The sequence below is a fragment of the Terrabacter ginsenosidimutans genome (assembly GCF_039539425.1).
Taxonomy (GTDB): domain Bacteria; phylum Actinomycetota; class Actinomycetes; order Actinomycetales; family Dermatophilaceae; genus Terrabacter; species Terrabacter ginsenosidimutans.
In genome coordinates this window covers 60,305-86,916 of the sequence record NZ_BAABDC010000001.1, presented here as the reverse complement: position 1 = coordinate 86,916, position 26,612 = coordinate 60,305, and the positions used below count along the sequence as shown (strand labels likewise).

The window sequence follows — 26,612 nt, the reverse complement described above, 5'->3', positions numbered from 1 at the left end:
GCCGTCCGTGCCCCGTGGCTGCGGTCCGTCTTGTCCGGTTACGGCCCGATCCTGCGTGTGGTCGGTCTCACGCCGGCTCAGCGAGCCAGGCGTCCACGTCGGCGAGCGCCGCACGGCGCATGGCCTGCGGCATACGACTGCCGTGCAGGGAGCCGCGGGCCAGTCCGGCGAGCTCGGCGTCGTCGAGGCCGAGGTCGCGGGCCGCCGAGTACTGCGCCAGCAGGCGCGAGCCGAAGAGGAGCGGGTCGTCGGCGCCCAGGGCCACGGGGACGCCGGCCGCGATGATGCGGCGCAGCGGCACGTCCGCGGCGTCGGCATAGACGCCGAGGGCGACGTTGCTGCCGGGACAGACCTCGAGCGTGACGCCTGACTCGGCGACCGCGTCGAGCACCTGGGGGTCCTCGACGCTGCGCACGCCGTGGCCGATGCGGTCGGGGCCGAGGTGCTCGAGGGTCTCCATCACCGACTGCGCCCCGAGCAGCTCGCCGCCGTGCGGCACGAGCGCGAGACCTGCATGCCGGGCGATGGCGAACGCCGGCGCGAAGTCGGCGACGAGTCCGCGGCGCTCGTCGTTGGACAGTCCGAAGCCGACGACGTCTCCCGCCCCGTCGCCGGCGTGGTGGGCCGCGAGCCGGGCGAGCGTCCGTGCCTCGAGGGGGTGGCGCATGCGGCTGGCTGCGACGACGACCCCGACCCCGATGTCGCCCTGCGCCGACACCTTCCGTGCCTCGTCGAGGACGATCTCCAGCGCCGGTGTGATGCCTCCGACGAAGGGTGCGTACGACGTGGGGTCGACCTGGATCTCGAGCCAGCGCGAGCCCTCCGACACGTCGTCCGCGGCCGCCTCGCGCACGATCCGGCGCATGTCGTCCTCGCCGCGCACGCAGGCACGGGCGGCGTCGTAGAGCCGCTGGAAGCGGAACCAGCCGCGCTCGTCGGTGGCCTTGGCGAGCCGTGGCGGCCAGTCCGTGACGAGGGCGTCGGGCAGCCGGATGCCGTGCTGGGCGGCGAGCTCGCGCACCGTCTCGACCCGCATCGAGCCGGTGAAGTGCAGGTGCAGGTGGGCCTTGGGCAGGTCCTGCACCGAGCGCGTCATGCGGGTCAGTGTGTCACCCGTGCGCGCCCGTCCCGCGGACGTCCCGCGCGCTCGTGACCCGCGTGTGCGGGACCAGGACACGCGGGACGGCGCGGGGTCCGATCAGCAGGATCAGGACTCGTCGGGCTCGGCAGCGATCTCGTCGACGACGTGCATCGCGGCCTCCTCGGCCGAGGCGCCGGCGCCGTCGACGCCGACGTCGCTGGCCCAGACCTGCTTCTCGTCGTCCTCGTGGGCACCCTCGTCGTCCGCGACGAGACGGCCGGCACGGGCGTCGCCGACCTCGTTGTCACCGAGCCAGTCGTCCTCGGCGTCGATCGCGTCGGGGTCGTCGCCGCCGACGCGGTCGTCGTCGAGGCCGCTCTCGTTGTCGGGGGCGCCGTAGGCCGAGTTCGGGTCGGGCACCTCCTGGCGGATGCGCTCGTCGATCGTCTCGTCGACGGACTCCTCGTAGGCGGTCGTGCCGTGGGCGGTGACGCCCTGCGGGCGGTCGTTGGGGGAGTAGCCGCGGTCAAGCACGTCGTCGAGGTCGCCGTCCTCGAGGGTGTCCTCGGGCTGGAGCTGGTCCTCGTCGTCGACGCTGTACGTGGTCAGGTCGTCGGAGATGTTCTCGTTGGCCTCGCTCATCGGACTGCTCCTTCTCTCGCGCTGCTCTGGTCGGACGTCGTCGCGTCGCCCTCTGCCCCTACCCCGCCCGCACGGTCGCTGGTCAGCTTCTCGGCCGCGGCGAGGGCGACACAGGTGGCGACCCCGGCCATGGCGGTGCGCACCTCGTCGAGCACCGGGAAGGTGGGGGCGAGCCGGATGTTGCGGTCGCGCGGGTCGTGACCGAGCGGGAAGGACGCGCCGGCGGGCGTCAGCGCGATGCCGGCCTCCTTGGCGAGGGCGACGACGCGCGAGGCGGTGCCGTCGAGGACGTCGAGGTTGACGAAGTAGCCGCCCGTCGGGTGGCTCCACTCGGCGACCCCGAGCCCGGCCAGCCCGGTCGTCAGGGCCTCGTCGACCGCTGCGAACTTCGGCGCGATGATCTCGCGGTGCTTGCGCATGTGCGCCCGCACGCCCTCGGCGTCGCGGAAGAACTCGACGTGGCGCAGGTGGTTGACCTTGTCCGGGCCGATGGAGGCCATGGACAGGTGCTTGAGGTACCACCTGACGTTGGCCTCGCTCGCGGCGAGCACGGCGACGCCGGCGCCGGCGAAGGTGATCTTCGAGGTCGACGCGAACATGATCGGCCGGTTCGGGTGGCCCGAGGCGGCCGCGAGGCTGAGGATGTCGGCGCTCTTGGCCTCGTCCTCGGTGAGGTGGTGGAAGGCGTAGGCGTTGTCCCAGAAGATCGTGAAGTCGGGCGCGGCGGTCGGCATGGCCGCGAGACGTGCGGCGACCTCCTGCGACACGACCGCCCCCGAGGGGTTGGCGTAGGTCGGCACGATCCAGATGCCCTTGACGCTCGGGTCGTCCTTGACGAGGGCCTCGACGGCGGCGACGTCCGGACCGTCGGCGTGCATGTCGACGGTCACCATCTCGATGCCGAACGCGGCGAGCATCGAGAAGTGGCGGTCGTAGCCGGGCACCGGGCAGATGAAGCGGACCTTCTCCTCCTGGCTCCACGGGCGAGGGGAGTCGACCCCGCCGAAGAGCAGGAAGTCGACGATGGTGCCGTACATCATCGTCAGGCTCGAGTTGCCTCCGGCGACGACCTGCGACGGCTCGACCCAGAGCAGCTCGGCGAACAGCTCGCGCAGCTCGGCGAGCCCCTCGAGGCCGCCGTAGTTGCGCACGTCCACGCCGGCGCGGTCCTTGGTCGTCGTCGGCAGGTGCAGCAGGTCGTCGGACAGGTCGAGCTGCGCCGCGGACGGCTTGCCCCGGGTCAGGTCCAGCTTGAGCCCGCGGCCCTTGAGGGCCGCGTAGGCTTCACGCTGTTCGGCGAGGAAGCCGGCCAGGTCGTCGTCGGACAGGGACGCGAGGGCGGTGCGCGAGTTCGTCACCTCTCGATCCTGCCACTGCCTCACCGCTCCCGGGTGGCCGAGTCCGTATGCCGGGTCGCCGGCTCCTGACGACGCGTGCGGTGGTGGCCGGGTGGGCACTGCGCCGCGTCTCCGGGGTCGTCGCGGGGTCCTTCCGGGGGCGTTCCGGGCCGGTTCGCGTTGGGGCGCATCCGTCCCGTATGATCGTCCCTCGGACGGCTTCGCTGGCCATGCTGAAGCATGCCGTCCCGCCTAGGACACCCAACGTCCGAGGCGAAGGGCAATAGCTCAATTGGTAGAGCACTGGTCTCCAAAACCAGCGGTTGGGGGTTCGAGTCCCTCTTGCCCTGCGCATCCCAGTGATGTGGTCGTCGTGCAAGGCGGCACGCGGCTTCTGCCCGACGTGGGACACCACGTCCGGGCTCCTGTCGCGGGCCTACACCCAGGCAGAAAGAAGGAATCGTGACGGAGACGAGCGCCAAGCGCGGGTCCGGCCGTGCCGACAAGGCTCGCGGCGGCAACCCGGTGTCGCGCCTCTTCGGCGCGATCAGCCTCTTCGTGCGCCAGATCCTCGACGAGCTGCGCAAGGTGGTTCGGCCCACGGGTCCTGAGCTCGTGCGCTACACGACCGTCGTGGTCGTGTTCGTCGTGATCATGATGGCTCTCGTGTCGGCTCTCGACTTCGGTCTGAGCCGGCTGATCTCCTGGGCCTTCACGGGCTCGCCCACCTGACGCACGAGCCACCGGCCCCGCGTCACGGGATGTCACCGCCAGCCCCCACCGGCTGGTCCACGAGCAAGGAAGCAGGTCAGAGCGTGTCCGAGCAGTTCGCCCACGAGGGCGCCCCGAACGGCGAGAGCACCGAGAGCGACGTCGTCGACCCCGCGGTCGAGAGCGATGACCTCCTGGTGTCCGACGTCGAGTCGGGTGCTGGGGACACCGACTCCGACGTGAGCGACGAGGCCGACGACAGCGCCGAGGTCGATGACGCCGAGGCGTCCGACGAGGCCGAGACGGCCGACGAGGGTGACGACGAGGCGCCCGCCGCCCAGGGCAGCGGTGACCCGGTCGCCGACTTCAAGGCCGACCTGCGCAGCCGATTCGGCGACTGGTTCGTCATCCACTCCTACGCCGGCTACGAGAACCGCGTGAAGGCCAACCTCGAGACGCGCATCCAGACCCTCAACATGGAGGACTTCATCTTCGAGATCGAGGTCCCCATGGAGGAGGTCACCGAGATCAAGAACGGCCAGAAGAAGCAGGTCCGTCGCGTCCGGATGCCCGGCTACGTCCTCGTCCGCATGGACCTCACCGACGAGAGCTGGGGCGCGGTGCGCCACACGCCCGGCGTGACCGGCTTCGTCGGCAACGCGCACCAGCCGGTGCCGCTGTCGATCGACGAGGTCTTCACGATGCTCGCGCCGACCTTCGAGGCGGCGGCCGGCGCCGACGGCTCCGGGGCCGCGGCCGGCACCGGTGCCCCCAAGGACGTGCGCGTCGTCGACTTCGAGGTCGGCGAGTCCGTCACCGTCATGGAGGGGCCCTTCGAGACCCTTCCCGCGACGATCTCCGAGATCAACACCGACACCCAGAAGCTCAAGGTGCTCGTCTCGATCTTCGGCCGGGAGACCCCGGTCGAGCTCTCCTTCGCCCAGGTCGCCAAGATCTGAGCAAGGCCCCACCACGTTCGGTGCGGCATCCCGCACCGGCATGCAACCGGGTCATCGCCCAAGGCGTCGGTCCACAACGAAGAAGGTAGGCAACCATGCCCCCCAAGAAGAAGGTCTCCGGCTTCATCAAGCTGCAGATCCAGGCCGGTCAGGCCACCCCCGCCCCGCCCGTCGGCCCCGCCCTCGGCCAGCACGGCGTCAACATCATGGAGTTCGTCAAGGCGTACAACGCCGCGACGGAGTCCCAGCGTGGCAACGTCATCCCGGTCGAGATCACGGTCTACGAGGACCGCTCGTTCACCTTCGTGACGAAGACCCCGCCGGCCGCCGAGCTGATCAAGAAGGCCGCCGGCGTCGCCAAGGGGTCCGGCGAGCCGCACAAGACCAAGGTCGCCAAGCTCTCGCGCGACCAGGTCCTCGAGATCGCCCGTCAGAAGATGGAAGACCTCAACGCCAACGACGAGGAGATGGCGGCGCGCATCATCGCCGGCACCGCTCGTTCGATGGGCATCGACACCGAGCTCTGAGAGCTCGTCCCCGGCCGGACGGCATACGGACCGTATGCCGTCGGCCACGTGGGAGGGCCAGCGCTGGTCCGCACCACGACTCCACCACCACACAAGGAGCAGTTCCATGAAGCGCAGCAAGAACTACCGCGCAGCCGCCGAGCTCGTCACGCCCGGCAAGGTCTACGCCCCCCTCGAGGCCGTCCGCGTCGCGAAGCAGACGGCGAAGGCCAAGTACGACGAGACCGTCGAGGTGGCCATGCGCCTCGGTGTCGACCCGCGCAAGGCCGACCAGGCCGTCCGTGGCACGGTCAACCTGCCGCACGGCACGGGCAAGACCGCTCGCGTCCTCGTCTTCGCCAACGGCGACAAGGCCGAGGCCGCCCGTGAGGCCGGCGCCGACCACGTCGGCTCCGACGACCTGCTCGAGAAGGTCCAGGGCGGCTGGCTCGACTTCGACGCCGTCGTCGCGACCCCTGACCTCATGGGCAAGGTCGGTCGTCTCGGCAAGGTGCTCGGCCCGCGCGGTCTGATGCCGAACCCGAAGACCGGCACCGTGACGATGGACGTCGCCAAGGCCGTCACCGACATCAAGGGCGGCAAGATCGAGTTCCGCGTCGACAAGCACGCGAACCTCCACTTCATCATCGGCAAGGCGTCCTTCGACGAGACCAAGCTCGTCGAGAACTACGCCGCCGCCCTCGAGGAGATCCTCCGTCTGAAGCCGGCCAGCTCCAAGGGCCGCTACATCGAGAAGGCCACCGTCTCCACGACGATGGGCCCGGGCATCCCGCTCGACTTCTCCAAGACGCGCAACCTCCTCGAGGAGGAGCAGGCCTGATCGCCTGACCCACTCGTTCGAGAGCCCGTCACCTCACTGGGGTGGCGGGCTCTCGCCGCTTCCGGGAGGTCTCGGATCGGTGGGGTCGCTCGGCGCGATCTGCGGCGTTTGCGCGAGTACGGTCGGAAAATGAGTCGTCACAGCGCACGCACCACGACACGTTCCCGATGGGTCCTCGGCGCCCTCGTCGTCGGGCTCCCCCTCTCACTGCTCCCGGCCACGGCCGGTGCCCAACCGACGGTGGCCCCGGCGCCCGCGCCGCAGCATGACCACGGTTGGCACGGCAAGCCCACTCCGCTGCCCAAGACTCCGGTCATGACGGGGTCCGGCGGAGCGGTCAGCTCGGTCGACCGCGACGCCTCGCAGGTCGGCATCGACGTGCTGGCCCGCGGGGGCAACGCGGCCGACGCCGCGGTCGCGACCGCCGCGGCCCTCGGCGTCACGGAGCCCTACAGCACCGGTATCGGCGGTGGCGGGTTCCTCGTCTACTACGACGCCCGCAGCCGACGGGTCTCGACCATCGACGGCCGCGAGACCGCGCCGAAGACGTTCACCGAGAACACCTTCCGCAAACCCGACGGCACACCGATGGACTTCAACACCGTCGTCAACTCCGGCCTGTCCGTCGGCATCCCCGGCACCCCCGCGCTCTGGGCCAAGGCCCTGCGCGACTACGGCACCCTGTCGCTCAACTCCGCGCTCAAGCCGGCCGAGCGCCTCGCCCAGCAGGGCTTCGTCGTCGACCAGACCTTCGCCGACCAGACGACGGCCAACGCGGCGCGCTTCTCCGTGTTCCCCGAGACCGCCAAGGTGTTCCTGCGCGACGGCAAGGCGCCGGCCGTGGGGTCGGTCTTCACCAACCCCGACATGGCCAGGGCCTATCGGACCCTGCGCACGCAGGGCACGCAGGCGTTGTATGCCGGCCGGCTGGGACAGGCGGTCGTCGCCGAGTCGCGGGCACCGCACACCAAGCCGGGCACCACCGTCATGGGCGGCCAGATGACGATGGCCGACCTCGGGGCCTACCGCGCCCTGACCAAGGCCCCCATCCACTCCCAGTACAAGGGCTACGACGTCTTCGGCATGCCGGTCCCGAGCTCCGGAGGCATCGCCGTCGCCGAGATCCTGAACCTCGTGCAGGCCTACGAGGACCGCACCGGCATCAAGACCTCCGCGCTCTCCGACGTCGACTACCTCCACCGCTTCTCTGAGGCGTCGGCGACGGCCTTCGCCGACCGGAACCGCTACGTCGGCGACGTGGCCGGCGTTCCGGTGAAGGAGCTGACCGACCCCGCCTTCGCCGCCGAGCGGGCCTGCCTCTTCGATCCGGCCAAGGCGCAGCCGCGTCCGATCCCGTTCGGCTCGCCCGACGGCTCCTACACCTCGTGCGCGCCGGGCGCCGTCGCGCAGGGCCAGCCCTACGAAGGGCAGTCCACGTCACACCTCACGGCCACCGACCGTTGGGGCAACGTCGCGTCCTACACGCTGACGATCGAGCAGACGGGTGGCTCGGGCATCACCGTCCCGGGCTACGGCTTCCTGCTCAACAACGAGCTCACCGACTTCAACTTCAGCCCGTTGACCGCCGGGGTGCCGGACCCGAACCTCCCCGGGCCGGGCAAGCGTCCCCGGTCCTCGATGAGCCCGACCATCCTGCTCGACCACGGCACGCCCTTCCTCGCCGTGGGATCGCCGGGTGGCGCCACGATCATCACGTCGGTGTCGCAGACGATCCTCGGCTACCTCGACCGCGACCTGTCGCTCGTCGACGCCATCGCGGCCCCGCGGCTCAGCTCCCGCAACGGGGCGAGCGAGGGGGCCGAGCCGGCCATCCTCGGCGGCCCCACAGGTGCGGCCCTGACGGCGATGGGTCACAAGCTCGCCTCTGCCGGCACGCCCAACGAGATCGGCGCGGTGACCGCGATCCGCAGCCTGGGCCACGGTCTGTTCGAGGCGGCCGCAGAGCCGACCCGCCGAGGCGGTGGCTCGGCGATGGTCGTCCAACCGCGCTGAGCGGGTGACCCGTCGCGGCCCGCGTGCCGCAGTCGTGAGGCCGGTCCCCGTCAGGGGGCCGGCCTCACGCGCGCCCCCGACCAACGGGACGTGCGCAAAACGGCCATCAGCGCAATACCACACAAACCTTGTGTTTCGTGCATGCAGCCCATAACACGCCGGGGACCTCCGTCGTTGACCGGAGTACATCGGTCAGGGGATCGATGAGCAGGGCATCGATGACAGGAGCACCACCCAGATGAACAGGAAGCTCACAGCGGTCCTTTCCGCAGCGGCCATCACGGGGTTCGCCGCGCCCCTCAGCGCCGCGCCTGCCACGGCGGCCACCTCGAGCACCGGCGTCTCCGCCTCCGCCTACGGCACCTACGTCGTCGTCGGTGGGCTGGTGCGGTCCGGTCCGACCGCGCTCGCGGCCATCGGGTGCACGACCGCCTTCGGGCGCACGGTCACCGGCTCGACCGGCGCGGTCAACGTGCCGGCGGCAGCGTCCGTCGGCGCCACCCGCACGAGCGCGTCGACGGCACAGTCCTCCAGCGGACACTCCAGCCGCGCCTCGTCCACGACGGCGGCCGTCACCCTCCTCGGCGGCCTCGTACGCGCCGACTCGGTCACGTCGACGAGCTCTGCGGCGCGCAGCACTGCCGGCGCCCTCACCGGGGGCAACCAGTCCAAGCTCGTCGGCTTCAAGGTCGGAGGGCGGGCCCTCAACGCCGTGCCGGCCCCGAACTCGGCCATCTCGCTCAAGACCTCCAGCGGGACCGCGCTCGCGACCGTCTACCTCAACCAGCAGTCCAAGGCCGTGGTCGGCAACGAGCTCCAGGTGAGCACCGTGGCCCTGAGGGTCGTCGTCACCGGCAAGAACTCGCTGGGTCTGCCGATCGGCTCGCGCATCGATGTCGGGGTCTCCCGCACCGCGCTGTCCCGGCCGATCCTCGGCCTCGTCGGCGGCGCCGGCTACGCCACGTCCGCGACCCTCGCCAACGGCACCGTCTCGACGAGCCGCACCGCGCTGGCCTACCCGCCCTGCACCGGCGGCGCCGGCAAGGCCACCCTCGCCACCGCCGGAGTCCCGGGGGTCGTCTCGACGGGCAGCACCACCACAGAGGTGCTGTCCAGGGCAATGTCGTCGTCGCGCAGCTCGTACGTCAAGAACACCATCGCCGGTCCGCGTGTCCTCGGTGGACTCATCAGCGCCGACGCCGTCATCGCCGAGACGTACGTCTCGCAGGCCGGCCCCGGGACGGCTCCCGTCGTCACCGACAGCTCGCGCTTCGCCGGTCTGCGCATCGCCGGCCTGCCCGCCATCTCGTCGTCCGTCCGGCCCAACACCGTCATCACCGTGCCGGGTCTGGGGCGAGTCACGCTGCACAAGGTCGCGCGCACGGCGAGGTCGGTCGACGTGGTGATGGTCGAGATCGTCACCGACCGCGCATTCGGCGCGCTTCCCACCGGGTCCGTCATCCGGGTCGGCGCCTCGACGACATCCGTCGTCTGAGCGCGGCGCTGCCGAGCTGACGCACGGTGGCCGCGGGCCCTGGGGTCCGCGGCCACCGTCACGCTGTCCGAGGCGCTTCCGTCAGGCCGGCTTGGCCGTGGGCCACGGCCAAGCGGTGCAGCCCTTGAGGCCGTAGGTCTGCTGCATCATGACCGGGGCCACCTTGCCCTTGCCGCCGCAGTAGGCGTGCGCGTGCCCGATGCCGTGACCGACCTCGTGGTTCACCAGGTAGGTGCGGTACTGCGCCACGTCACTGCCGTAGGCCTCGGCGCCGAGCACCCACCGGCGCAGGTTGAGCACCACGCGCCCGGAGTTGTGACAGCTGACCTGGCCCCGCGTCTGCAGCGGAGCGCAGAGCCTGTCGGTCGTGTGGGGGCTCGCGAGCGTGATGTGCAGGTCGACGTCCGCGCCCTTGGCGGCGTCGGCGGGCGAGACGTCGACGAAGCGGACGCCGTCCTTGGTCTGCCAACCACGCGGATCGGTGAGCACCGTGCCCACCGTCGTCGCGAAGTCCTCGGCCCGGATGTCGAGGCCGCCCTCGAGCTCGACGGTGTAGCGCACGGTACGTCCGGTCGTCGGGCCCGGGCGCAGCGCCTTCGCCGGCATCGCGACGACCGTGAACCGGCCTGAGCCGGACTCGATGACCGCGCCCTTGTCGTCCTTGCCGTCGCCGGTCCCTGCCGCGGGCTCGGTGGGCGAGCTGCCACCCGGTGGGCGTCCGCTCCGGGACGCGGTGGCCGCCTCGGGGATCCGTTCGATGTCGTCGATCGACACCGCCGGGGCCCGACCGAGGCTCTGCGCCAGGCGCGAGGCGCTCGAGAAGGCACTCTCCGCCACGGGCTCGCCGGCACCGGCCTGCGACACGGACCAGACGTCGGCGGCGACGCAGACGATGACGGCCAGGACCGCCCACGAGCGCCGGCGGCGGATCGCCTGCCGCTGAGCAGGGGTCGGTCGGCGCCCTGCGCTGCCACTCGCCATGGAGGTCACGGTAGGTCACGTACCCGCTGTGGTGGGGGACCGGGCAGGGGACCCGCCGGGGAGCGCCGTCCTCGATTTGGTCGGCACGGTCCTGGCCCGTACTCTGGTCAACGACCAATGACCGCAGGTTGGAGGACGTGGGCAACCACGATCTCCCGAAGGTCCCGCACGTGTTGTGGGCAGCCAGCGCAGGACACTCAGCTTCACGGCATACCTCGGGTATGCCGCTACGAGCCCCGAGCGCCCTGCGCCGGGGCTCTTTCTCGTGCAGGACCTCCGGGCCTCTTCGACAGGCGGCACCACGCAAGGGAAGGAGGCCCAGATGGCGAACTCCGAGAAGGACGCTGCCATTGCCGAGATCACGGACAAGTTCCGTGAGTCCGGTGCGGCCGTTCTCACCGAGTACCGCGGTCTGACCGTGGCCCAGCTCTCGCAGCTGCGCAGCTCGATCCGGGAACACGCCACCTACGCCGTGGTCAAGAACACGCTCACGGAGCGCGCCGCCAAGGAGGCCGGTATCACGGCCTTCGACGGCCACCTCCAGGGACCCTCGGCCATCGCCTTCATCACCGGTGACCCGGTCGAGGCGGCCAAGGGTCTGCGTGACTTCGCCAAGGCACACCCCCTCCTCGTGATCAAGGCTGGCGTCCTCGACGGCAAGACCTTGAGCCCCGAGGAGATCACGAAGCTCGCGGACCTCGAGTCCCGCGAGGTTCTGCTGGCCAAGCTTGCGGGCGCCATGAAGGGCTCCCTCACCAAGGCCGCCTACCTCTTCGTCGCTCCTCTGTCGCAGACGGCCCGCGTGGTCGAGGCTCTGCGTCAGAAGCGCGAGGAGCAGGGCCCCGCCACGGAGGCTCCGGCCGCCGAGGCAACCACCGACGTCGCCGAGGGTGGCGACGAGAGCTGACGCCCTCCGGCGTCCGCTCGATTCATCAAACAGCCACTCACGGCAAGTAACAGGAAGGAAGCCATCATGGCGAAGCTCAGCACCGACGAGCTCCTTGACGCCTTCAAGGAGATGACCCTCATCGAGCTCTCGGAGTTCGTGAAGCAGTTCGAGGAGACCTTCGAGGTCTCCGCCGCTGCCCCCGTCGCCGCCGCCCCCGCGGCCGGCGCTGGTGGCGCTGCCGCCGTCGAGGAGGAGGAGAAGGACTCGTTCGACGTCGTTCTCACCGCCGCCGGCGAGAAGAAGATCCAGGTCATCAAGGAGGTCCGCGCGCTCACGAGCCTCGGCCTCAAGGAGGCCAAGGACCTCGTTGACGGCGCCCCCAAGCCCGTCCTCGAGGGTGTCGACAAGGCTGCGGCCGAGAAGGCCAAGGACCAGCTCGAGAGCGCCGGCGCCACCGTCGAGCTCAAGTGATCTGACCCGGCTCAGCCGGGATCACTGCTCCACCGCGAAGGCGGGTCCGACCTCACGGTCGGGCCCGCCTTTCGCATGCTCGGTGTGGCTGCGGGTCGGGAACGAGGCGCAGCGGCGCTCGCGGCGTGGAGCGTCGGCGGGCGTATGCCGGGCACGCCCGGTCCCAGCCCACGTGCCCGCCGCCGATGCCGCTCGCACCGCGGCTCCCCGCTCCCTCGCTGCCCGTCGAGTGGGCACTGTCCCACGCCCCGCTCCCTGCGTGGCGGTCAGGCGGCGTGGTCGAGAGCGTCCTGGAGGGCGGCGAGGACGAGGGCGACGCGGTCGGGGCGCGCGTTGTGACCCATCAGGCCGATCCGCCAGACGGTGGAGGCGAACTCACCCACGCCGGCGCCGATCTCGAGGTCGTGGCGTTCGAGGAGGTAGGCGCGGACGGCGGCGGAGTCGACGCCGTCGGGGACCCGGACCGTGGTCAGCTCGGGCAGGCGCGAGCCCTCGGCGGCGAAGAGCGTCAGGCCCATCGCCTCGAGGCCGTCCTGGAGGAGGCGCCCGGCCTCGGCGTGACGGTCCCAGACCTTCTCCAGGCCCTCGTCGGCGATCCGTTGCAGACCGGCGTGCAGGCTGACGACCATCGCCGTCGGCGCGGTGTGGTGGTAGGTGCGCTTGCCGGTCCCCGATGCCTCGCCGACGTAGCCACCGAGCAGGCCGAGGTCGAGGTACCACGACGACGGCTTGACGACCCGGCGTTCGAAGGCGCGGTCGTTGATGGTGAAGGGCGCCAGGCCCGGGGCGACGCCGAGGCACTTCTGGGTGCCGGCGTAGCCGATGTCGATGCCCCAGTCGTCGGCGCGCAGCTCGATGCCTCCGATGCTGGTCACCGCGTCGACGAGGAGCAGCGCGTCGCCCTTGAGGGCGCCGAGGGCGGCGATGTCCGAGCGGACGCCCGTGGAGGTCTCGGCGTGGACGGCGGCAATGATCTTCGGCGCCGGGTGGGCAGCGGCGACACGCTCGGCGTCGACCGGTGTGCCCCACTCGTGGTCGACGCGGACGACCTCCGCCCCGTGGCGGCCCGCAACGTCGACCATGCGCTCACCGAAGAGGCCGTTGACGGCCACGACCACCACGTCGCCGGGGGAGACGGTGTTGACGAAGGCGGCCTCCATGCCGGCCGACCCCGTGGCCGACAGCGGCAGGGTCCGCCGGTTGTCGGTGCCCCAGACGTGGCGGAGCAGGTCGCACGTCTCGTCCATGATCGCGAGGAAGTCGGGGTCGAGGTGCCCGAGCAGCGGGGCAGCAAGGGCGAGGGTCGCCTCGGGGTATGGGTTGCACGGACCGGGGCCGAAGAGGTGCCGCTCGGCGATCCGGCGGCGGCTGCTGGCGGGTGGTGTCGCGGTCATCAGAATCCTGCTCCGGGGTTGAGGATGCCCTGCGGGTCGAGGGCGTTCTTGATGCGGTGGGTGAGGGCCATGACGTCGGGGCCCAGCTGTTCGGGGAGTGCGTCACGCTTGAGGCGGCCGATGCCGTGCTCGCCGGTGATGGTGCCGCCGAGGCCGATCGCGAGGCTCATGACCTCCGAGAAGGCTTGTGCCGCACGCTCCTTGGCGTCGGCGTCGCCGGCCGGGTAGACGATGACGGGGTGCGTGTTGCCGTCGCCCGCGTGCGCGACGACCGGGATCTCGACCTTGTGACGGCGTGAGATCTCGGCGATGCCGGTGAGCAGGTCGGGCAGGCGGGGGACCGGTACCCCCACGTCCTCGAGCATGATCGCCCCACGCCGCTCGATGGCGACGATCGCGGCCCGCCGTGCGGCCACGAACATCTCGCCCTCGGCTGCATCCGTCGTCGTGAAGCACTCGCGGGCGCCGCCGGCCTCGCAGAGCCGTTCCATGGCGGCGATCTCCTCGGCCCGGGCCGTGCCCGGGGCATCGGACTGGGCGAGGAGCATCGCCCCGGCCCCACGGTCCAGACCCATGCTGCGGTGGTCCTCGACGGCGTTGATCGACGTCTGGTCCATCAGCTCCATCATCGAGGCACGGAGGGTGTTGCCGACGGCGACGACGACGCGGGCGGCGTCCTCGACCGTGTCGAAGGTCGCGACGAGCGTGGCGGGAGGTGCCTGGGCGGGGACGAGCCGCAGCGTCGCCCGGGTGACGATCCCGAGGGTCCCCTCGCTGCCGACGAAGAGCTTGACGAGCGACAGTCCCGCGGTGTCCTTGACCCGCTGGCCGCCGAGGTGCACGAGGGTGCCGTCGGCGAGGACGACGTCCAGGCCGAGCACGTAGTCGGTCGTGACGCCGTACTTGACGCAGCAGAGCCCGCCGGCGTTGGTCGCGACGTTGCCGCCGATCGAGCAGATCTCGAAGGACGACGGGTCGGGCGGGTACCAGAGGCCGTGTTCGGAGGCGGCCTGCTTGACCTCGACGTTGAGTGCCCCCGCCTCGACGACGGCGGTGCGCGTGGCCGGGTCGATCTCGACCGAGCGCATGCGCTCGAGGCTGAGCACGATGCACCCGTCGACGGCGTTCGAGCCGCCGGACAGTCCGCTGCCGGCGCCGCGTGGGACCACCGGCACCGCGTGCTCGCCGGCCCAGCGCACGGCGGCCTGCACGTCGGCCGCGCTCGACGCGCGGACCACGGCGAGCGGCATACCGGCGCCGGCGTCAGCCGTGTAGTCGAAGCGGTAGGCGGCCACGCTGTCGCGGTCGGTCAGCAGGGCCCCCGGTGTCAGGGAGCCGGCAAGTCCGTCGAGGGCCTGCAGGTCGGGAGCGTCCTTGCTCACTGTCGTCACCGGACCACCGTAACCACGAGCAGTCACCTCGCGCGTCCCGGGCGATGGCGTATGCCGTCACCCGGGTGGGGCGTCAGGTCGACGCGGGGAGGACGGCGGGCGTCACGGCGTCGCCTGCACCGTGACGGTCTCGCCGTCGGTGGGCAGGGACGCAGCGACGCCCCTGATGTGCTGCGGCCACGCCCCGCCGATCCCGCGGCCCGTCCCGGTAGGTTTGCCGCATGGGATGGCTGTCACGCACCTTCGGATCTGATGCCGACCACGCTGCAGAGGGCACGGCCCGCGCCGACGGGACACCGGCGGGGCCGCCCGCCCAGGTCCCGCTCGCGCCCGTGGCTGAAGCTGAGGAGCCCGGCGTGCCTGCTACACCGGCACCGGCACCGGCGGCAGCCACGCAACCCCCGGCGCCGACGACGGACGCGTCGAGCCCCATGGGGCGCTACGGCCCCCTCGTCACGGTGACCCGCTTCGACACCGCACCGCCGGAGCTGGAGTGGCAGCTGCCGCTCAACGGCGAGCTCTACCGGCTCATACCGGGCGCCGACCGGCCCGACTACTCGCTCCTCGTCCTCGACCGGCCGCTGCACTTCTATCCCCGCGACGGTTTCGACCTCTCCCGGGTGGAGGCCGACCAGCACGTGCAGGACCGCAAGGGCCGCACCATGGTCCGCGTCCACGCGCTGCTCCTCTGCGCGCGCTTCGTGGGCCAGCAGCTGCATCCCGGGATGACCGACCTGTCCGTCAACCTCGCCTACGTCATCGACAACTCGCTGGCTCGCGACGCGGAGGTCGACTTCGGCAAGATCGAGTTCGCCGGGATCGGCTTCCTCAGCGAGGGACACACTCCGGTGCAGGGCGCCCAGGGCGCCCAGGGCGCGTCGGCCCCGGTGGCCGCCGGCCAGCCTGCCGACCCCGGTGAGCCCGCTCCCGAGGCCCAACTCGCTGAACCGACCTCCGCGCCCGAACCGGCCGCAGTGCCAGAGCCCGCAGCGGCGTCCGAAGCGCCCGCCCCGCCCGCACGGGACAGCACGGACGACGGGGCCACGACACGGCATACGCCCTCGGACGTCCTCGACGAGCTCGCCCGCACCCTGCGCCGGGGGATCGAGGAGCAACGGGGTGCGCCCGTCCACCGGATGACCGCGGCGATCACCGTCGACCCGCAGCTGCGCCTCACGGGTCTGTCGGGCAACGCCGACGGGCAGGCCCCGGTGCCCACCGCGGACACGTTCGGCCGCATGGCCGAGGTGCTCGGGCAGCTCGCCGACCTGCCCGGGAGCGAACGCATCTCCGCGGTCACCCTGCGCGTCGACGGAGACGGCGTGAGCCACGAGGTCACCGACACCCACGCCTGACGATCCGGGGTCGGGCTCCCGCCATCAGGTCCGTGGTCCGGGTCGGTGTCAGGCTCCGCTCGCCCGGTAGCCGCGCACGAGGGCGGGGTCGAGGTGCCGGCCGACGCTGACCTCCCAGACGCCGCCGTCGAAGCTCTCGAAGACGAGCAGGTCTCCCGCGCCGTCAGCGCCGTCTGCCTCGACGTACTCGACGTAGTCGCAGGACCCCTGGCTCCCCGTCCCAGTGTCACCCGTGGCGGTGTAGGTGGCGTGCCCGGAGTCGGCGAAGACCCAGTCGCGCCCGTCCATCGTCACACCGCCGGTGGCGGGCTCACCGAAGAGGTCGTAGCGCGGCGTCCAGTGCACGAGCGTCGTCCCGCCGTGCGGGCGGATCGAGAGCCACTCGTGCGGGCCCGGCGCGCTCTCCACGCAGTGCTCGGTCCACTGCCTGCCGTCCATGACGAAGTGAAGGCTGCCGACGACGCGGCGTAGCTCCCCCTCGAGCTTCAGAACGGCCCCCGGCGCGATCTGGGAGGCCCGTAGTTCTGCGCGCATGCACCCCTCCTCGTCCACATGTTCCTCACAGGGTAGTCAGGACGGTCTCCCGAGGCCCCCGAACCGAACCCGCGCGTAACTTCCGCCCGATCGTGTCGTTTCCCCCGTAGCCGAGTCGAGACGGCCAGAGAGACACAGGTGAGTGCCACATGGGTGTGGAGATCGCGGTCACAGGTCTGACCAAGACCTTCGGTTCGCAGACGATCTGGCGGGACGTGACCCTCACGCTGCCTGCCGGAGAGATCTCGGTCATGCTGGGGCCCTCGGGCACCGGCAAGTCCGTCTTCCTCAAGACGCTCGTCGGGCTGCTCAAGCCCGATGCCGGTGCGATCGTCATCAACGGGCGCGACCTCACGCAGCTGCGCGAGGCCGACCTCTACGAGGTGCGCAAGCTCTTCGGGGTCCTCTTCCAGGACGGCGCCCTCTTCGGCTCGATGACCCTCTACGACAACGTCGCCTTCCCGCTGCGCGAGCACACGAAGAAGACCGAGGCCGAGATCAAGCGGATCGTGACCGAGAAGATGGACCTCGTCGGACTGTCCGGCGCCGAGGGCAAGCTCCCGGGGGAGATCTCCGGCGGCATGCGCAAGCGCGCCGGCCTGGCCCGCGCCCTCGTGCTCGACCCCGAGATCCTCCTCATCGACGAGCCGGACTCCGGCCTCGACCCGGTGCGCACCAGCTACATCAACCAGCTCTTCGTCGACCTCAACGCCCAGATCGACGCGACGTTCCTCATCGTCACGCACGACATCAACACGGCCCGGACCGTGCCGGACAACATCGGCCTGCTCTACCACAAGCACCTCGCCATGTTCGGACCGCGCGAGATGCTGCTCAGCTCCGAGGAGCCCGTCGTGCGGCAGTTCCTCAACGCGCAGACGATCGGCCCGATCGGCATGTCGGAGGAGAAGGACGCCGACGAGCTCGCCGCCGAGTCCGGTCAGGAGCTGCCGCCCCTGCCGCCGATCCCTCTCCAGCTCTCGACGAGCCACGGCAAGCCGCGTCGCGCCGAGCGCCCGGCGGGTGGCTGGTGCCGGGACAACGGCGTCACGCCGCCCCCAGGGTCGTTCGAGTCGCGCAACGCCGGCATCCCCGGTGTGCGGCAGGCCCCGGCGCCGGAGCCCGCACGGATCCCTGACCTCGCCGCTGCGGGCGCTGGACCCGCCCAGCCGAGCGAGGTGGGCTGACGTGGCTGCACCCCTCACCGGCGTCCTGCGCCAGTCCGGTTCCCTCTTCGCCCTGGCGCTCGACGTGTTCCGGGCTCTGCCCAAGCGGCCGTTCCAGGTCAAGGAGTTCATCCAGCAGGCCTGGTTCATCGCGAGCGTCACGATCCTGCCCACGGCGCTCGTGTCGATCCCGTTCGGCGCGGTCATCGCCCTCCAGCTCGGCACCCTGACGCGGCAGCTCGGGGCCCAGTCCTACACGGGAGCTGCGAGCGTCCTCGCCGTGCTGCGCGAGGCGAGCCCGATCGTCACGGCGCTGCTCATCGCGGGCGCGGGTGGCTCCGCGATCTGTGCCGACCTCGGCTCACGGAAGATCCGTGAGGAGATCGACGCCATGGAGGTGCTCGGCATCAGCCCGATCCAGCGCCTCGTCGTCCCGCGCGTCCTCGCCTCGATGCTCGTCGCGGTCCTGCTCAACGGTCTCGTCTCGGTCGTCGGCGTCGTCGGCGGCTACGTCTTCAACGTCATCGTCCAGGGCGGCACGCCTGGCGCGTACATCGCGAGCTTCACCGCGCTCGCCCAGCTGCCGGACCTCTGGACGGCCGAGATCAAGGCGCTGATCTTCGGCGCCATCGCGGCCGTGGTGGCCGCCTACAAGGGACTGAACGCGGGGGGCGGACCCAAGGGCGTCGGTGACGCCGTCAACCAGAGCGTCGTCATCACCTTCATGCTGCTGTTCGTCGTCAACTTCGTCATCACGGCCGTGTACTTCCAAGTCGTCCCGCAGAAGATCTGAGGAGGCGACGATGGCGACGAAGACCGACAAGACGAACCGCAACGCGAGTGCGGAGAAGCTGCTCGACCTCGCGTCCCGCCCCTCGCGGGCCCTTGACTCGCTCGGCGAGCAGATGCGCTTCTACGTGCGCTCGCTCGCGTGGAGCGGCCGCACCCTACGACGCTACAAGAAGGAGGTCATCCGGCTGCTCGCCGAGGTCTCCCTCGGCAGCGGAGCCCTGTCGGTCATCGGCGGCACGGTCGGCGTCATCGCCTTCCTCGCCTTCTTCACCGGCACCGAGGTCGGCCTGCAGGGCTACTCCTCCCTCGAGCAGCTCGGCACCGGGGCCTTCACCGGCTTCTTCTCCGCCTACCTCAACACCCGCGAGATCGCACCGCTCGTCGCGGGGCTGGCGCTCGCGGCGACGGTCGGGTGCGGCTTCACCGCGCAGCTCGGCGCGATGCGCATCTCCGAGGAGGTCGACGCGCTCGAGGTCATGGGCATCCCGTCGCTGCCGTTCCTCGTGACGACGCGCATGATCGCCGGCTTCATCGCGGTCATCCCCCTCTACGTCCTCGGCCTGCTCAGCTCGTATGCCGCCACGCGGTTCATCTCGACGGCGTACTTCGGTCAGTCGGAGGGGACCTACGACCACTACTTCCACCTGTTCCTGCCGCCGGGTGACGTGTTCTGGTCGTTCGTGAAGGTCATGGTCTTCGCTGTCGTCATCATCCTCATCCACTGCTACTACGGCTACACGGCGTCGGGCGGCCCGGCCGGTGTGGGCGTCGCAGTGGGGACGGCGGTGCGCACCTCGATCGTCGCCATCAACATCGTCGACTTCTTCCTGTCCCTCGCCATCTGGGGTGCCACGACGAGCGTGAGGATCGCCGGATGACGACCGCGCCGACCGATGCCGTCCCGGAGGTCAGCACCCAGGCGACCCCTGGGCCGATCACCCAGCACACGCGGAAACGCTTGGGACAGAAGGCATACGGCATCATCTTCATGCTGGTGCTCGCGCTGCTCCTGGGCCTGGCGATCGCCTCGTTCCAGAAGCGCTTCACTCCCGTCGTCATGGTCACGCTCGAGACGGATCGTCTCGGCAGCCAACTGCAGGAGAGCTCCGACGTCAAGCTGCGGGGCCTGCTCGTCGGCGAGGTGCGTCGCATCCAGGCCACCCCGACGGGGACGCGCCTCGAGCTGGCACTGCAGCCCGACGAGGTCTCCAAGATCCCGTCCAACGTCAGTGCCCGGCTGCTGCCCAAGACGCTCTTCGGCGAGCGCTACGTCGACCTGGTGACGGCCGCGTCGCCGGCCCGGCCGATCCAGGCCGGTGACGTCATCCCGCAGGACCGCAGCCGGGTGTCGATCGAGCTCGAGACCGTCCTCGACAACCTCTACCCGCTGCTGCGCACCGTGCAGCCGGCCAAGCTCGCCACCACCCTGAACGCCCTGTCGACGACCCTCGACGGCCGCGGCGACCAGATCGGTCGCAACCTCGTGCTCGTCGACCGCTACCTCAAGGCGCTCAACCCCAGCATGCCGACGATCCAGCGGGACATCACGCTGCTCGCCGACACCGCCGACCTCTACGCCGGAGTCGCCCCCGACTTCTTCCGCCTCACCGAGTCCCTCCGGGTCACCAACAAGACCATCGTCGAGAAGGACCAGCAGCTCGCCGCCTTCCTCGTCGGCACGGCCGGGTTCGCCAACGAGGCCGCAGGCTTCCTGCGCGACAACGAGCAGCGCATCATCCAGGTCGGGCAGGTCAGCAAGCCGACCCTGCAGCTGCTCGCGGAGTACGCGCCGATCTATCCGTGCGTGGCCTCGGGCCTCGTCAACTGGCTCCCTCGGGCCAACGCGGCCTTCGCCGGCGGCACCTTCCACATCACTCTCGAGGTGGTGCCGCCCCGCAAGGCGTACCAGCCGGGTGAGGAGCCGCGCTGGGACGACAAGCGTGGCCCCCACTGCTACGGGCTGCCCACGCCGAACGGCTCACAGTCCAACCCCTTCAAGGGCAACCACTTCGACGACGGCACCCAGCCGGCGAGCGACGCCACCCCCTTCTCGGCCGTGCCGCAGGCGCTGCTCGGCGACGCCTCCGCATCCGACTCCGGAACCGCCGGCACCGCCGAGGAGCAGCGCGTCGTCGGGGCCCTCCTCGCGCGCGACGGTCAACCGGCCGACCCGGGCGCGAGCAGCATCCAGACGCTGCTCGCTGGACCCATGATGCGCGGCACGGTGGTGAGCACCCGATGAAGGTCAAGGGTTCGCTGGTCAAGCTCATCGTCTTCGCGGCGGTCACGCTGTTCGCGACAAGCATCCTCGCGCTGACGATCGCCAACATCCAGCTCGGGTCCAAGGCGACCTACACGGCCGTCGTCAGTGACGCGACCGGTGTCATCGCCGGCCAGGACGTGCGGATCGCCGGCGTGCGAGTCGGCGAGGTCACGGACGTGCGGGTGGCGCACGACGCGAGCTCCGAGGGCGCCACCGCCGAGATCGACTTCTCGGTGCTCAAGAGCTCGGTCCTCACCCAGGGCAGCGAGGTGACGGTCAAGTACCGCAACCTGGTCGGGCAGCGCTACCTCGCGCTGACCCAGGGCGCGGGCGCCCCGACGCCCCTGCCCGACGGCTCGACGATCCCGCTCTCGCGCACCCATCCCGCCCTGGACCTCACCGTCCTCTTCAACGGCTTCAAGCCGCTCTTCGCGGCGCTGTCGCCCAGCGACGTCAACGAGCTCTCCGGGCTGGTCATCCAGACTCTGCAGGGCGAGGGCGGGGACGTGAACTCGCTGCTCGCCAAGACGGCCAGCCTCACCTCCACGATCGCCGACCGGGACGCCGTCATCGGCCGCACCATCGACAACCTCAACACCGTCCTCGGCACCGTCGACGCCCACGACCAGCAGCTGCTCTCGCTCATCGACCAGCTCCAGCGCTTCACGAGCGGCCTCGCCGCCGACCGCGAGACCATCGGACGCTCGCTCGCCGGCATCAACACCCTCTCCGCCGAGACCGCCGACCTGCTCGTGTCGACGCGCCCGCTCATCAAGGACGACGTCGCCCAGCTGCGCACGCTCGCCACGACGCTCAACAAGCCCTCCAACGTCAAGGAGTTCGAGGACTTCATTCGCAACGCGCCGGGCCGCATCACCACCCTGACGCGCACGGCGACCTACGGCTCGTGGTTCAACTTCTACCTCTGCAAGTTCGACACGAGGAGCCCGATCCTGCCCGGCGTGACCCCGACCTACGACGTGTCGTCAGCGAGGTGCCAGTCGTGAGCATCCCCTTCCGAGAGCGCAACCCGGTCCCCATCGGAGCGATCGGCCTGCTCGTCATCGCCGTCGTGCTCTACCTCGCCTTCAACGCGTCCAGCCTCCCGATCATCGGCGGCGGGACGTCCTACAGCGCCGCCTTCTCGGAGGCCGGCGGCATCAAGCCCGACGACGACGTGCGCATCGCCGGCGTCAAGGTCGGCAAGGTGACCGGGGTCGACCTCGAGGACGGACACGTCCGCGTGGACTTCACGATCACGGAGGACGCGAGCTTCGGACCGCAGACCGGCGCCTCGATCCGGATGAAGACGATCCTCGGGGAGAAGTACGTCGCCCTCGACCCGAAGGGCCGTGGACAGCTCGACGCCGACGCCCAGATCCCCGTCTCTCGCACGGTCAGCTCGTACGACGTCATCAACGCCTTCCAGGACCTCACCACGACGACCGAGCGCATCGACACCGACCAGCTCGCGAAGTCCCTCAGCGTCATCGCGAGCGAGTTCAAGGACAGCCCGCAGTACGTCAAGGCCACGCTCGACGGGCTCTCGCGCCTCTCGCGCACGGTGGCGAGCCGCGACGCCGAGCTGGGGTCGCTCCTCAGGCGCGCCAACAGCGTCACCGGTCTGGTGCGCAGCCGCAACGAGCAGGTGAGCACCCTCATCAAGGACGCCGACCTGCTCATGGTCGAGCTCGTCAAGCGCCGCGACGACATCCGCACGCTGTTCCGCAACACCTCGGCCCTCGCCAAGCAGCTGACCGGCCTCGCCCGGGACAACAGGGCTCAGCTGAAGCCCGCCCTCGCGGAGCTCGACAAGACGCTCGCGATGCTGCAGGAGCACGACACCGACCTGTCGAAGACCATCCAGGCGATGGCCCCGTTCACGCGGGTCTACGCGAACACGCTCGGCACCGGGCGCTGGTTCGACACCTGGGTCTCCAACCTCGTCGTCCCCGTCGGCACGCCGGGCCTCGCCCTGCCGGGCACCAAGCTGCCCGACCTGCTTCTCCCCGGCACCTCCGGAGGTGGTCGCTGATGCCCTCCCAGGAGAGCTCGTCCCGTATGCCGTTCGGCCGGCTGCACGGCCCCGCCACCCTGCTCGGCAAGGTCGTCACGGGTCTCGTCGTCGTCGCGCTCGTCGCTGCCGGCATCGTCTTCTGGCCCCGCCAGTCACAGCAGTCGGTCAGCGCCGACTTCACCAGGGCGGTCGGGCTCTACCCGGGCTCGGACGTGCGCATCCTCGGGGTCAAGGTCGGCCAGGTGGACAGCGTCGTGCCGGAGGGTGACCACGTCCACGTCAGCTTCAGCTACGACGACAAGTACCGCGTGCCGGCGTCGGCCAAGGCCGCCATCGTCGCACCGTCACTCGTCTCGGACCGCTACGTTCAGCTGCTCCCCGTCTACGCAGCCGGTCCGGTGATGGCCGCCGGCACGCGAATCCCCTTGGAGCGCACGGCGGTTCCGGTCGAGCTCGACCGCGTGTCGCAGAGCCTCGACGACCTCATGGTCGCTCTCGGACCCGACGGCGCCAACAAGAACGGGGCGCTCAACGAGCTCCTGCGCACCTCCGCGGCCAACCTCGACGGCAACGGCGACAAGATCAACGGCACGGTGCACGACCTCTCGACAGCCCTGTCGACGCTGTCCGGCAGCCGCGACGACCTCTTCGGCACGGTGAAGAACCTCCAGTCCTTCACCTCGATGCTCGCGACCAACAACGCGCAGGTGCGCCGCCTCAACTCCGACCTTGCGACGGTCGCGACGCAGCTGAGCGAGGAGCGCGACAACCTCAAGGCGACGCTGGAGAGCCTCGGGGTCGCCGTCGACGAAGTGTCGGGCTTCGTCTCCGACAACCGGTCCCTGCTCAAGAGCGACCTCGACCGGGCGGTGGCCGTGACGAGCACGATCGCCAAGAACCGGCAGGCCCTGGCAGCGACGCTCGAGAACGCGCCCGTCGCCCTGTCGAACCTCCAGAACGCGTACCACCCCGAGACCGGCACGCTCGACACCCGCAACAACGCCAAGGGACTCGATGACCCGCTGCTGCTCATGTGCTCGATCCTGACCGGCCCGACGAAGACCGGGAACACCAAGCTGTGCGACGCGCTGAAGAAGGCGCTCCTGCTCAAGCTGCCCACCCTGCCGTCACTGCCGAGTGGCGCTGCGCTACAAGGCACCCCACAGCCGAGCGGCCTGGTCAACCTACGTGGCGCCGACCCGACCCTCGGCGGACTGCTCGGAGGCTCCCGATGACGTCGTCCGTCCGCTCCCGTACCCGGCGCGGGTCCGCCGTCGTCGTGCTGGCCTCGCTGGCTCTCGGGGGCTGCAGCGCCTACGACCTGCCGCTCCCTGGCGGCGCCGGCACCGGTGACAACTCCTACACCGTCACAGCCGAATTCGCCGACGTGCTCGACCTCGTGCCCCAGTCGTCCGTCAAGGTCAACCAGGTCACCGTCGGCTCCGTCGAGGACATCCAGGTGACGGGCTGGACCGCCACCGTCCGGCTTCGCCTGCCCGGCGACGTCGTGCTGCCCGACAACGCCACGGCCGAGCTCAAGCAGACCTCACTCCTCGGTGAGAAGTACGTCGCGCTCGCGGCGCCGACCGACGCGCCTCCCCAGGGCCGGCTGGGGGAGGGGGACCGCATCCCGCTGTCCCGCACCAGCCGCAACCCCGAGGTCGAGGAGGTCCTCGGCGCGATGTCGCTGCTGCTCAACGGTGGTGGAGTCGCCCAGCTGAAGACCATCGAGGCCGAGCTCAACAACGCGCTGCGCGGCCGAACCGGCGACGTCAAGGACCTCGTCACGCAGCTCAACACCTTCGTCGGCGGCCTCGACGCGCAGAAGGGCGAGATCGTCCGCGCCATCGACAGCGTCGACCGTCTCTCGGCGACGCTCGCGGAGAACCAGGCCAAGATCGCCGCGGCCCTCGACGAACTGCCCAAGGGGCTGAAGATCCTCGCCGACCAGCGCCGCCAGCTCACCGCGATGCTGACGGCCCTGCGTGACCTGGGCGAGGTCGGGACCCGGGTCATCCGCGGCTCGCGGGCCGACCTCGAGGCCAACCTCCGGGCGATCAGCCCGATCCTGCGCCAGCTCAACAAGGCAGGGGACGACCTGCCGAAGAGCTACCAGCTGCTCCTGACCTACCCCTTCCCGAACAACGCCCAGGACACGATCAAGGGCGACTTCACCAACCTGTGGGCGACCCTCGACACCAACGTCGGCACCATCGCCGACAACCTCGGCGTGGGCCGGCTCCCGAGCGTGCCGGGTGGCCCCGGCGTGCCGCTGCCCTCGGTGTCGCTCCCCTCCGTCCCGCTGCCACCGGTCCAGGTGCCCAAGGTCCCCGTGCCGAAGGTCCCCGTGCCGACCGTCACCGGGTTGCCGTCCCCGACGCTGCCCGGCGGACCGATCGGGTCCGGCGCCGCCGGGTCCGGCTCGGCCGACTCGGCGTCCTGGTCCACGCTCTTCCCCACGGGAGGCTCCCGATGATCACCCGCACGGTCCGGCTCCAGCTCGCAGCGTTCGCCCTGTTGTCCGTCACGCTCGTCGCGATCCTCTCGGCCAACTACGTCGGTCTCACCGACAAGATCGCCGGCGGCAGCTACGTCGTCTCTGCCGACCTCGCGCAGTCGGGGGGCATCTTCGTCGGCGCCGAGGTGACCTACCGCGGCGTCACCGTGGGCAAGGTGGAGGCACTGCGCCTCTCGGGGAACGGTGTCGCCGTCGACGCGAGGCTCGACCGTGGGACCGAGGTCCCCAAGGACACCGAGGCCGTCGTCGAGAACCGCTCGGCCGTGGGTGAGCAGTACCTCGACCTCCAGCCACGCACCGCGAGCGCTCCCTTCCTCGCCGCCGGCGACGTCATCCCACGCGGCCGCACCGCCTTTCCGCTGCGCATCGACCAGCTGCTCCAGCACGTCGACAACACCGTCTCGTCCGTGCCGCGCGACGCCCTCGTGACGACGGTCGACGAGCTCGCCGAGGCGTTCAAGGGCGGAGGCACCGACCTGCAGCGGCTCGTCGACTCCGGCGACGCCCTGACCTCGGCCGCCTCGGAGGCGCTGCCCCAGACCACCCGCCTCATCGACGACGGACGGATCGTCCTCGACACCCAGGTCAAGAGCGGCGCCGACATCCGCACGAGCGTCTCCGGTTTCGCCGACGTGGCAGACACCCTCCGCGAGTCCGACCCGGACCTGCGGCTCGTGCTCGACCGCGGCTCTGTCGCCGTCGAACAGCTCGACGCCCTGATCTCCGAGAACAAGCAGAGCCTGGCCGCGCTCCTCGCCAACTTCATCACCATCGGCAACGTGACGACCGCCCGGCTCGACGGCATCGAGCAGCTCCTGGTGACCTACCCCGACGTCGTCACCGGCGGCTTCTCGGTCGTCCCCGGTGACGGCACGGCGCACTTCGGGCTCGTCCTCAACGCCGACGACCCGAAGGCGTGCGAGGCGGGCTACGAGGGCACGAAGAAGATCGACCCGCACCAGACGACGGGCCTGCCGCCGGTCAACCTCGACGCGCACTGCGCCGCCTCGCGCGGTTCGGGGACCAACGTGCGTGGGGCGCAGAACGCCCCCAAGCCGACACGGGGAGGTCAGAGCGGCCAGAGCTACCCGATGGCGTTCGGCGCGACTCCTGTGGCTCTCGGAAACCGGGCCGTGACCTCCGGGAGCCCCTCGTCGTTGTCAGTGCAGTCGCCGGTCGCTCCGGCCGGTGACGGACGGACCGACAACGGCACGAGCTGGCTCTGGTTGATGCAGGAGGCGCTCCGCTAGCCGGTG

The 26,612-nt window shown here is 70.7% G+C and carries 25 protein-coding genes and 1 tRNA gene; 19 read left to right on the top strand and 7 right to left on the bottom strand.

Annotation, left to right across the window (positions count from 1 at the left end; genetic code table 11):
* Window positions 1-67: 67 nt before the first annotated feature.
* From ABD831_RS00455 to ABD831_RS00445, 3 genes are all read right to left on the bottom strand, one after another.
* Window positions 68-1,096: an adenosine deaminase gene (locus ABD831_RS00455; RefSeq protein ID WP_344939959.1), complete on the bottom strand. Its 1,029-nt coding sequence runs from the start codon at window positions 1,094-1,096 to the stop codon at window positions 68-70.
* 111 nt (window positions 1,097-1,207) lie between these two features.
* Window positions 1,208-1,723: a DUF5709 domain-containing protein gene (locus ABD831_RS00450; RefSeq protein WP_344939955.1), complete on the bottom strand. Its 516-nt coding sequence runs from the start codon at window positions 1,721-1,723 to the stop codon at window positions 1,208-1,210.
* Window positions 1,720-3,081, bottom strand: a complete 1,362-nt coding sequence (locus ABD831_RS00445) for an aspartate aminotransferase type Ic (RefSeq protein ID WP_344939952.1) — start codon at window positions 3,079-3,081, stop codon at window positions 1,720-1,722. Before ABD831_RS00445 ends, ABD831_RS00450 begins: the two co-directional genes overlap by 4 nt.
* A gap of 256 nt (window positions 3,082-3,337) precedes the next feature.
* Between ABD831_RS00445 and ABD831_RS00440 the strand changes: the two genes are divergently transcribed.
* The 7 genes from ABD831_RS00440 (at window position 3,338) to ABD831_RS00410 (ending at window position 9,585) form a co-directional block, all read left to right on the top strand.
* Window positions 3,338-3,410, top strand: a tRNA-Trp gene (locus tag ABD831_RS00440).
* 112 nt (window positions 3,411-3,522) lie between these two features.
* Window positions 3,523-3,792 (top strand): preprotein translocase subunit SecE, encoded by a 270-nt coding sequence (secE, locus tag ABD831_RS00435; RefSeq protein WP_142176940.1) that lies wholly within the window; start codon window positions 3,523-3,525, stop codon window positions 3,790-3,792.
* An 83-nt stretch (window positions 3,793-3,875) separates the two neighbouring features.
* The gene (nusG, locus tag ABD831_RS00430; RefSeq protein WP_344939949.1) at window positions 3,876-4,730 is read left to right on the top strand and encodes a transcription termination/antitermination protein NusG; all 855 of its coding nucleotides are present in this window, start codon (window positions 3,876-3,878) and stop codon (window positions 4,728-4,730) included.
* Window positions 4,731-4,825: 95 nt separating this feature from the next.
* A complete protein-coding gene (rplK, locus tag ABD831_RS00425) occupies window positions 4,826-5,257 on the top strand; it encodes a 50S ribosomal protein L11 (RefSeq protein WP_030194100.1) in 432 nt (143 codons plus the stop codon).
* Between the two features lie 106 nt (window positions 5,258-5,363).
* Window positions 5,364-6,077, top strand: coding sequence for a 50S ribosomal protein L1 (gene rplA / locus ABD831_RS00420; protein WP_142176942.1), 714 nt, complete (start codon window positions 5,364-5,366; stop codon window positions 6,075-6,077).
* Window positions 6,078-6,206: 129 nt separating this feature from the next.
* On the top strand, window positions 6,207-8,090 hold the full coding sequence (gene ggt / locus ABD831_RS00415) for a gamma-glutamyltransferase (protein ID WP_344939944.1): 1,884 nt from the start codon (window positions 6,207-6,209) through the stop codon (window positions 8,088-8,090).
* A 238-nt stretch (window positions 8,091-8,328) separates the two neighbouring features.
* Window positions 8,329-9,585, top strand: a complete 1,257-nt coding sequence (locus ABD831_RS00410) for a choice-of-anchor P family protein (RefSeq protein ID WP_344939942.1) — start codon at window positions 8,329-8,331, stop codon at window positions 9,583-9,585.
* Window positions 9,586-9,666: 81 nt separating this feature from the next.
* Here the strand turns inward: ABD831_RS00410 and ABD831_RS00405 are convergent, their stop codons facing one another.
* Window positions 9,667-10,566 (bottom strand): DUF3152 domain-containing protein, encoded by a 900-nt coding sequence (locus ABD831_RS00405; RefSeq protein ID WP_344939939.1) that lies wholly within the window; start codon window positions 10,564-10,566, stop codon window positions 9,667-9,669.
* A gap of 322 nt (window positions 10,567-10,888) precedes the next feature.
* On the opposite strand from ABD831_RS00405, the gene rplJ reads away from it, so the two are divergent.
* Window positions 10,889-11,473 carry a 50S ribosomal protein L10 gene (gene rplJ / locus ABD831_RS00400; RefSeq protein ID WP_142176945.1) on the top strand — a complete coding sequence of 195 codons (585 nt, stop codon included), beginning with the start codon at window positions 10,889-10,891 and terminating at the stop codon, window positions 11,471-11,473.
* Window positions 11,474-11,539: 66 nt separating this feature from the next.
* The gene (gene rplL / locus ABD831_RS00395; RefSeq protein WP_142176946.1) at window positions 11,540-11,926 is read left to right on the top strand and encodes a 50S ribosomal protein L7/L12; all 387 of its coding nucleotides are present in this window, start codon (window positions 11,540-11,542) and stop codon (window positions 11,924-11,926) included.
* 266 nt (window positions 11,927-12,192) lie between these two features.
* Here the strand turns inward: rplL and ABD831_RS00390 are convergent, their stop codons facing one another.
* Window positions 12,193-13,320, bottom strand: coding sequence for a pyridoxal-phosphate-dependent aminotransferase family protein (locus ABD831_RS00390; protein ID WP_344939936.1), 1,128 nt, complete (start codon window positions 13,318-13,320; stop codon window positions 12,193-12,195).
* On the bottom strand, window positions 13,320-14,711 hold the full coding sequence (locus ABD831_RS00385) for an FAD-binding oxidoreductase (protein WP_344939933.1): 1,392 nt from the start codon (window positions 14,709-14,711) through the stop codon (window positions 13,320-13,322). Before ABD831_RS00385 ends, ABD831_RS00390 begins: the two co-directional genes overlap by 1 nt.
* Window positions 14,712-15,067: 356 nt before the next feature.
* Here ABD831_RS00385 and ABD831_RS00380 point away from each other — a divergent pair, with 356 nt between their 5' ends.
* On the top strand, window positions 15,068-16,066 hold the full coding sequence (locus tag ABD831_RS00380; RefSeq protein ID WP_344939930.1) for a hypothetical protein: 999 nt from the start codon (window positions 15,068-15,070) through the stop codon (window positions 16,064-16,066).
* A 48-nt stretch (window positions 16,067-16,114) separates the two neighbouring features.
* Here ABD831_RS00380 and ABD831_RS00375 read toward each other — a convergent pair whose 3' ends face one another.
* Window positions 16,115-16,600 carry a DUF4178 domain-containing protein gene (locus ABD831_RS00375; protein WP_344939927.1) on the bottom strand — a complete coding sequence of 162 codons (486 nt, stop codon included), beginning with the start codon at window positions 16,598-16,600 and terminating at the stop codon, window positions 16,115-16,117.
* Window positions 16,601-16,749: 149 nt separating this feature from the next.
* On the opposite strand from ABD831_RS00375, the gene ABD831_RS00370 reads away from it, so the two are divergent.
* Genes ABD831_RS00370 through ABD831_RS00330 form a run of 9 tightly spaced genes read left to right on the top strand, consistent with a single transcriptional unit; the run spans window position 16,750 to window position 26,606 of the window.
* On the top strand, window positions 16,750-17,787 hold the full coding sequence (locus tag ABD831_RS00370) for an ABC transporter ATP-binding protein (protein WP_344939924.1): 1,038 nt from the start codon (window positions 16,750-16,752) through the stop codon (window positions 17,785-17,787).
* A gap of 1 nt (window position 17,788) precedes the next feature.
* Entirely contained in the window at window positions 17,789-18,559 is a 771-nt protein-coding gene (locus ABD831_RS00365; protein ID WP_142176951.1) for an MlaE family ABC transporter permease, read from the top strand.
* 10 nt (window positions 18,560-18,569) lie between these two features.
* Entirely contained in the window at window positions 18,570-19,436 is an 867-nt protein-coding gene (locus ABD831_RS00360; protein ID WP_425582768.1) for an MlaE family ABC transporter permease, read from the top strand.
* A complete protein-coding gene (locus tag ABD831_RS00355; RefSeq protein ID WP_344939920.1) occupies window positions 19,433-20,800 on the top strand; it encodes an MCE family protein in 1,368 nt (455 codons plus the stop codon). Before ABD831_RS00360 ends, ABD831_RS00355 begins: the two co-directional genes overlap by 4 nt.
* On the top strand, window positions 20,797-21,828 hold the full coding sequence (locus ABD831_RS00350) for an MCE family protein (RefSeq protein ID WP_344939917.1): 1,032 nt from the start codon (window positions 20,797-20,799) through the stop codon (window positions 21,826-21,828). Before ABD831_RS00355 ends, ABD831_RS00350 begins: the two co-directional genes overlap by 4 nt.
* On the top strand, window positions 21,825-22,856 hold the full coding sequence (locus ABD831_RS00345; RefSeq protein WP_344939914.1) for an MCE family protein: 1,032 nt from the start codon (window positions 21,825-21,827) through the stop codon (window positions 22,854-22,856). The genes ABD831_RS00350 and ABD831_RS00345 overlap by 4 nt, the downstream gene beginning before the upstream one ends.
* Complete coding sequence (locus ABD831_RS00340; RefSeq protein ID WP_344939911.1) at window positions 22,856-24,073, top strand: MCE family protein; 1,218 nt, start codon at window positions 22,856-22,858, stop codon at window positions 24,071-24,073. Before ABD831_RS00345 ends, ABD831_RS00340 begins: the two co-directional genes overlap by 1 nt.
* Complete coding sequence (locus ABD831_RS00335; protein WP_344939907.1) at window positions 24,070-25,314, top strand: MCE family protein; 1,245 nt, start codon at window positions 24,070-24,072, stop codon at window positions 25,312-25,314. The genes ABD831_RS00340 and ABD831_RS00335 overlap by 4 nt, the downstream gene beginning before the upstream one ends.
* A complete protein-coding gene (locus ABD831_RS00330; RefSeq protein ID WP_344939904.1) occupies window positions 25,311-26,606 on the top strand; it encodes an MCE family protein in 1,296 nt (431 codons plus the stop codon). Before ABD831_RS00335 ends, ABD831_RS00330 begins: the two co-directional genes overlap by 4 nt.
* The last annotated feature ends 6 nt before the right edge of the window (window positions 26,607-26,612 follow it).